Annotated in this window: 3 protein-coding genes and 2 pseudogenes; all 5 read right to left on the minus strand. The window is 58.5% G+C overall.

All coding sequences use genetic code 11. The annotated features are described in order from the left end of the window. Positions 1-121 precede the first annotated feature (121 nt). Positions 122-644: pseudogene (locus AO388_RS21875) on the minus strand (DUF2514 domain-containing protein). After that, on the minus strand, positions 641-1,186 hold the full coding sequence (locus tag AO388_RS21880; RefSeq protein WP_058417108.1) for a glycoside hydrolase family 19 protein: 546 nt from the start codon (positions 1,184-1,186) through the stop codon (positions 641-643). Before AO388_RS21880 ends, AO388_RS21875 begins: the two are co-directional and overlap by 4 nt. Before the next feature lie 59 nt (positions 1,187-1,245). After that, positions 1,246-1,476, minus strand: coding sequence for a hypothetical protein (locus AO388_RS21885; RefSeq protein ID WP_058417109.1), 231 nt, complete (start codon positions 1,474-1,476; stop codon positions 1,246-1,248). A gap of 22 nt (positions 1,477-1,498) precedes the next feature. Next, a complete protein-coding gene (locus AO388_RS21890; protein WP_236713934.1) occupies positions 1,499-2,083 on the minus strand; it encodes a hypothetical protein in 585 nt (194 codons plus the stop codon). Between the two features lie 587 nt (positions 2,084-2,670). Continuing rightward, a pseudogene (locus tag AO388_RS21900) lies at positions 2,671-6,720 on the minus strand (phage tail tip fiber protein); the annotation flags it as partial. Positions 6,721-6,846: the final 126 nt, after the last annotated feature.

Here is a 6,846-nt window from a genome sequence, read left to right on the forward strand (position 1 = left end):
TCACCGGCCTGGATCTGGACCGTCACCGACCCGCCGTTCGCCTTCACTGCCAACGTGACTTTCATCGTGCGGTCGTAGGTTTCTTGCTTTGTTGCTGTCTGCACAGTGCTTCCCCGGCGGCCTACGGCCTGGCTGAATTGGTGGTGTTGGATAGCTCATCGACAAAGCGGTTACACGCCAGGCCGGCTATTCGGGATTCGTCATACCAGCTCTCCCGCTCGCGCGTCAGCCCGGCCGAGCAGGTCGGAGAGCACCATGGCGGCGCGGGTGGCTGCCTTGCCTCGTTCGGCAGCGCCGGTATCGCTGGGGGCACAACTGGTGGCGGCTGCCAGCTTTCCGGCTTCGACGCGCAGCCGGTCACCAGCAGCGTCAGCGACAGCAGCATCGGTAAGCGCAGCGGTCTGTTCTTGTCTTGCATGGTTTGCCACCTGGTTGGCCGCTTTCTGGCGGCGTTGCTCTTCGGTTCGGTACTCGGTGGTCGTGGTGGCCACCGCTTCGGTCTGGGCGCTCACTTCCTCTGCCCACTTCGCCTTCCATGCCAGATCGGTGACGGACACACCGTGCAGGTATGCCCCGTACAGCGCACCGGCCAGCGCCAGCAGGATCAGCAGCAGGCCGCCCGCCTTCCACGGCAGGGCCTTCACGCCAGCACCTCAAGCGCCCGCTCATAAAGCGCCTGCCGATCAGCCAGGCCGTTCGTGCCGCCGTTGATGCGCCTGGTGATGGTCACGAACTCGCGCTTGTCGGCCAGCGTATTGAGCGCGGCCCGGTGCCAGAACCACGCCGCCGACATCGCGGCGTGCTGCGGCAGCTCGAGCAATTCGGGATGGTTGACCAAGTCCAGGCCCAGTGCCTCACCGCAAGCCTCGTAGTTGGCACGTCCAGTCACCTGAATCAGCCCACGGCCACGGTAAAGCTGGCCGTCGCCATCCGCCTCGGGCGTGTTGCCAAGGCGCTCAGCCAACTTGCCGGTGTCGTACTTCGACAGGTAGGCGCTGCCGCCCAACTCGCGGACGTAACGCAGCTGACCGGACTCATGGCCGACCTGGGCGATGAACGCCGCGATGCGCAGCGGGGTCACGATCTGGTACTTGCTCATCGCTGTGTTGAGGACGGGTGCAAAAACGCCGGCTCTCTGGCCGGCGTTCGGGAGGATCTGCAGCAGTTGCTGCGCTGTTATGGACATTCGGTTTTCTCCGGGCAACAAAAAGCCCGCACTGGGCGGGCCGGGATCTTGCGGTGCGGTTACGCCGACGCTGTATCCGCGCTTGCATCGCTGACTGGGTCAGCAGAGGCCTTGGCCGTGACGGTGACTTTGGCGCTGTAGTCCTTGAGCAGCTGAGCGGTGAACACCTGGGCGGTGGGAAACTGGTTCAAGATTTCGCGCGCGCGGCTGTCAGCCTCGGCCTCGGTGGCGTAGCGTGTGCTGTTGGTAGCGTCGAAGCTATTGCTACTGTTGATTGCGATGAAAGGCATGGTGAATCTCCGGCGTTATGAATCAATTGAATGGAAACGGTAGAACTGCGGTATTGACGACCAATGCAGTCGGCATTCTGTCCAGCGGCAACTGATCAACGCTGCCAGGCAACGTGTAGGCCGAGGTAGAGCCCACCGTGATATCTGTTGTCGCGCCAGCAGGGCCAAACATAAAGCTGATGCCTCCGGACCTGCCGTAGGCACCCTCTGACATACCTACGTATTGCCCGTTTACATTGGTGAGCGGGTTACCCCATATACCTAGGCAGTTTCGTGCAAAGTTTAAATATGCTGCGTATTCCCCTGCTGGCAAACTCACGTCAACCACAAAGTGCGCGACAGGATCGACGCTTGCTGTTTGCGCTCTTATGCTCTGCCAACTGCCCCCGTTGTAGGGCGATGGATATTTGCCATATCTATCCGTCGCACTTGGCTGTGGAGCCTGAATAGAATATGCAATATTCAAAGGCGTCTGAAGAGAGTTAAAGGTTATCTTACCTGAAGCATTTCTAGTTTTAAAAAATGGTGGGCTACCCGCAGTATCACGCATCAAATCAAAAACGTAAACTTTGGTATTGGAGTCTGCACCACTGAAAAAGAACTTCATGGCATCTCCATTTCGGTAGCTACCCTGCAGGGTTCCTTTTCCGGTTAGAAAGCACATCGGGGACTGAGCATCATTAACCGTGACGCTAAACATCTGATCACCCGACCGAAACGAGTCCTGATAACTGTTAGGGTCATTAGGATCTACGTTAGAGCCTCTGAGGTATTTCCTCGGCCATGTCTCATCTGCAGAGAGGTAGGCGCTTTTCACCAAACCATACGCCACGTAATCACTGTTGAACACAAGCGAGCCGTTGGGTCTTCTGAAAATAAGCGGCATTAGAAGTACCCGAAAAATATTCGACAATTCGCGGCGAAGTATCCCCAACCCGGAGCAAACGAGTAGTTCCACGTCAAGGAGTTACCCGACAAGGTTACCCCCGGACGCTTACCCTTCTCCCTCTGAAGATCGACCAGAGGTACAACGTGATAGTACATCGCCTTACCGTCTGGAGCAGAAGGCAACGATGCCGATCCATTGGCTCCCCCAGTATCAACCCACCCCATGTTCTGACTGATACTCATGGTAAGGTCCATTATTGTTTGGCCTTGCTTGTTGCGAAGGATCATGCCAGCCATACTAAACCTCTACCATGTTAATTCCATAAGAACGACGCCACCGGATACGGCGAACAAACCATCCTCTCTTAAGATGCAATAACTTCCGCTCTTAGTCCTGTTTTGAATCGTCAACTGCCCTGTATTGAAGTCAGCGGTCATTAACGGCTGGCCGAAATTATTAAATGTCGACGAGTAGATACTTTGCCCTACCAGCGCATTAGTGATAGTGGCTTTTTTAATTACCGCATCAGCAATGAACACCTGCCCATTTTCGACTGCAAAGGGAGAAAACACGGCTCCGTTGTTCGGGTTACCGTTTAGAACCACGAACGAGTCAGCACTAACAACGAACTGAGATTGAGTTGGCCCAGTTTCATTACTTAGCCCAAGGCCAAAGCCCGCCGCCCATTGAATGCCGTTTGCCGTCGTCCCTAATTTCACGGCGTATGAGCTTGATATTTTTCCATTTGCGGATGCCGCAGCGTTGATTGCCTGCTGTGCATACGCATTGGCGTTACCCGCCGTGGCTTGCACATCATCGACCCTACGCGACAAAGCACCATCGGCATCTGCCCTGGTGCCTGATTCGCTCTGGATTGCTGAATAGGCGTTGCCCATAGATGCACTTAGGCTATCAATGCTTCTTCCAATGGCCGCGTCGGCATTTACCCTCGCTGTTTCTTCGCGTTGGACCGCACTGTTGGCATTCCCGACAGACACCCCGAGCCCATCAATACGTGTTGCCTGAGCACTGATTGCAGCCCCCTGCTGACCGATAGTCGCGCCCTGCTGCGTCACCGTAGCCGTGGTCGACGAAAGTGCCGCCGCCGAAGCGCCGGGCATCTTGTTGCCAATGGATATGTAGGCCATGTCCACGGTCGCGCTGGTGTCACCGCTGTTGACGATGTCCAGTCGGATCGCGGTATTGGTTTTCCCTACCCATCCAGTATTGCCGGAAAGGTCGATCTCCACGGTCTGCCAGTCCGTGGTGGTAATGTCGACCTTGAAGCCGATAACCCGCGCCTCGGAAAGCACCCCGTCCTGGTTGGCCCAGTACAGCAGGCCCGCAGTTCGGGTCGAGTTGGCGCGCTTGAACCGCATCCGCAGGTATGGGTAGGTGGTCCCATTGGCGTCAATGCCTCCGTTCTTGAAGAACTGGCCCGCGCCAGTCATGCGCGCGAACGTCGGGTTAGCCACCAGCGTCGGGCTGCCTGCCTGAATGCCCGCGCTGAATCCGTTCAGGGTGTTCAAGAACTCCCAGGACGCTGGCGATGCAGCGAAGTTGGAGCCCTCGCCTGCCAACGAAGCTTTCAGCGCGGTAACCTGGCCGCTGACTGCGGTGATATTGGCACCCTGCTGGGTTACGCTGGAGTTGAGGCCAGCCACAGCAGACGCTGTAGTAGCCTGCTCTGCACCCAGAATCCCATTGTTGTCCCTCCAGCCGGTGACTGTGGTGCCTATCTCGAGCTGCGCTCGCGTGTACTCCACAAAACCCGAGCCGACCGTGTCCGATCCGTACAGCCGGAAATAGACCTGCACAGAGGCAGTACCGACCGGCAGGTTCGGGTAGTCATAAACGATTCGCTGAGTGCCGCCAGTAGCCACAATTAGAGGCCCCGAAACGGTCACAGCATCGGTGCCCGCAGCGTTAACGCCTTGGATAAATATCTTGAACACCAATCCCGCAGTGGCGCGCACGTAGCACGATGCAACCACCGAGTTACCGGCCGTGACCTTTGGCCGGTAGTTCGCAGGCGATATCCGGATGCCTCGGTAATTGGCTGAGAGGTTCAGGCCAGTAACGTCAAGGCGTTGGGCTTTCTCGGAGCTGACCAGCCAGGAAGTCACGAGCGAAGCGGTGCCCGCGCCCCCGGTACCAGCGTCCATTTGCCAACCTTCCGCTGCGCCGGCGACTGCACTTTCCTTGGTGAAGGCCGGGTTGAAGAAAAGATTCTGCCCGCCCGATGTGCCCACGCTGTTGCTTAGCGACACCAGCTGGTTGCTGGCGCTGGTAATGCTCGTCTCGTTCTGCGTTACACGGGCACCGATCGCGCTGGTGGCTTCGGCCTGTCCGGCGACTTCGGCCTTCAGCGTATCGGCGTTGTCTCTCCATCCTTCCACCTTCGTGGTGATCTGAGCTTGAGCCCTGTCTACTTCCAAAAACCCGGAGGTCTGAGAATTGACAGAAGAAACTCGCGTGATCATGTGCACGTTGGTGGTATCAGTTGGCAACGAGGCAATCGTCAAGCTGTGTAGTTGCCATGAGCCCGTGGCGACCATCGATACCGAGTTCACGGTCTGCAGCACTCCGCTTGAAGAGTTCAAGGGCTGCAGAAAAATCCTGACGATCAGACCTGCTGTCGCTCGGAAATTCACGAAGAACGTAAACGGCTGTCCCGGCGCTGCTGAGGGCCGCTTAGCCGGTGCTGGCACTACGTCCATGTACGTGGATGCAGTCAGGCCAGTGAAATCAACCCGCTGAGCCAACCCTTTGGGGTCTATACCCGACTGCACAAGACTTGTGCCGGTCCCTGTTGCTGGTCCGCCGATTTCCCACCCGTCCGCGATTGTGGGGATGGTAGCGCCACGCTTCTCAAAAGACGGGTTGTAGACGAGATTCTGCCCGCCAACCGTTGCGAGGCCCGCCGTCACGTTCGTAATCGCCTGGCCTTGCGCCGTTATCGCCTGGCCTTGCTGTGTGACTGTGTTACCCAGCGCCTGCACCGAAGCGGCACTGGCTTTTCCGGACAGCTCGGTGTTGATTCCCGTAATGGCCGAGCCCTGGCTGGTGAGCTTCCCCTCAGCGTCGGTTACCCGGTTGCCGATGGACTGCACGCTGCTGGCCGAGGCCTTGCCATCCAGAGAAGTCTGCAGGCCGTTGAGCTGTTGCGCCTGGGCGGTGTTGACGCCCTCAATGGAAGTGACCTTTGTTTCTACGGTCTGCACCCGCGACGCCAACCCCACAGCCGTCGCCACAGCCTGACCAACGTTCAGCCAGTAGGTGGTGTTCGGCGGCGGAGTGTTGACCGGTACGTTCTGCGTGGCTTGATAAATGATGCCGTCTGAGCCCAGTACGCCCTGCCCGGCCGTGTAGGTCGCATCTGGCTTGTACGGCATCGAGTCGGCAAGGTCGGCTATGTTGTCGATCTGCTGTTGCAGCTCTGCCCGGACATCCGCCAAAGTGCCGTCGACATCTGCGATCTGCTCGTTCAGCGCGGTCCGGAGTTCCGCCAAGCGAGCGTTGACCGACTCGGGACCGTCGCCGTCGATTTTCTCGATTCTCGACAAAAGGTCTTTGCCGAACGCGCTTTCGGTGAGCTTGCCCACGATCTGCTCGAGAACCGCTGTTGCATCGGCGCTTGCCGTCCCAACAACGCCATCGACCAATGGATACCACGGGCCGATGTTGCCGGTGCGATCCACAAGGCGCGCCCAGAAAAAGAACGTCTGCCCGGCGCGCAGACCCTGCATGACGTAATCAGCCTGCGGGTAAGCCAGGTCGGCCAGCTTCGTGGCTGCTTTCAGATCGTTCGCCAGCGCGTACCAGATTTCAGTGCGCTGGGCGTCTTCTGCGCCTGGCGGGAAAGACCACTTGAGTCCGATCCCAAACAGCAAGCTTTCGGCGGTCAGGCTGGTGACTGCAGGAGGCAGCCCCACCTTTCCTTCCAGATTGGTCAATTGCGACGTGGTAGGCAACGACGAAACGTTCAGCGCACTGACCGCGCGTACCCTGGCCATGTACTGGCCGGAGTAGATGCCGGCTACCTCAACCGACTGTTCGCCCGTGCGCGGCACCTTGATCCACTCACGCGAGCCCCAGCGCCATTCCACGTCATACGCAACCGCGCCTGGCGCAGCGTCCCAGCTGATCGTCATATTGACGACTGCAATACCCTGCTCGACCACGACGTGCTGTGTGACAAACACGCCAGCGGGCGCAGCCTGCACGCCCACTGGAATGCCGCTGATTGGGCGGATATCCACGACGGCGCCGAAGTCGATAGCGTCAAACTTGCTCGGTTCGTGCTGGATGCACTCGAGCTGGTACTGGTGCCATTCCGGGCGCGTGATGTTGCGNGCTGATCGTCATATTGACGACTGCAATACCCTGCTCGACCACGACGTGCTGTGTGACAAACACGCCAGCGGGCGCAGCCTGCACGCCCACTGGAATGCCGCTGATTGGGCGGATATCCACGACGG

Origin of the sequence: Pseudomonas sp. ICMP 10191 (assembly GCF_001467335.1) — a bacterium.
Classification (GTDB): Bacteria; Pseudomonadota; Gammaproteobacteria; order Pseudomonadales; family Pseudomonadaceae; genus Aquipseudomonas; species Aquipseudomonas cerasi.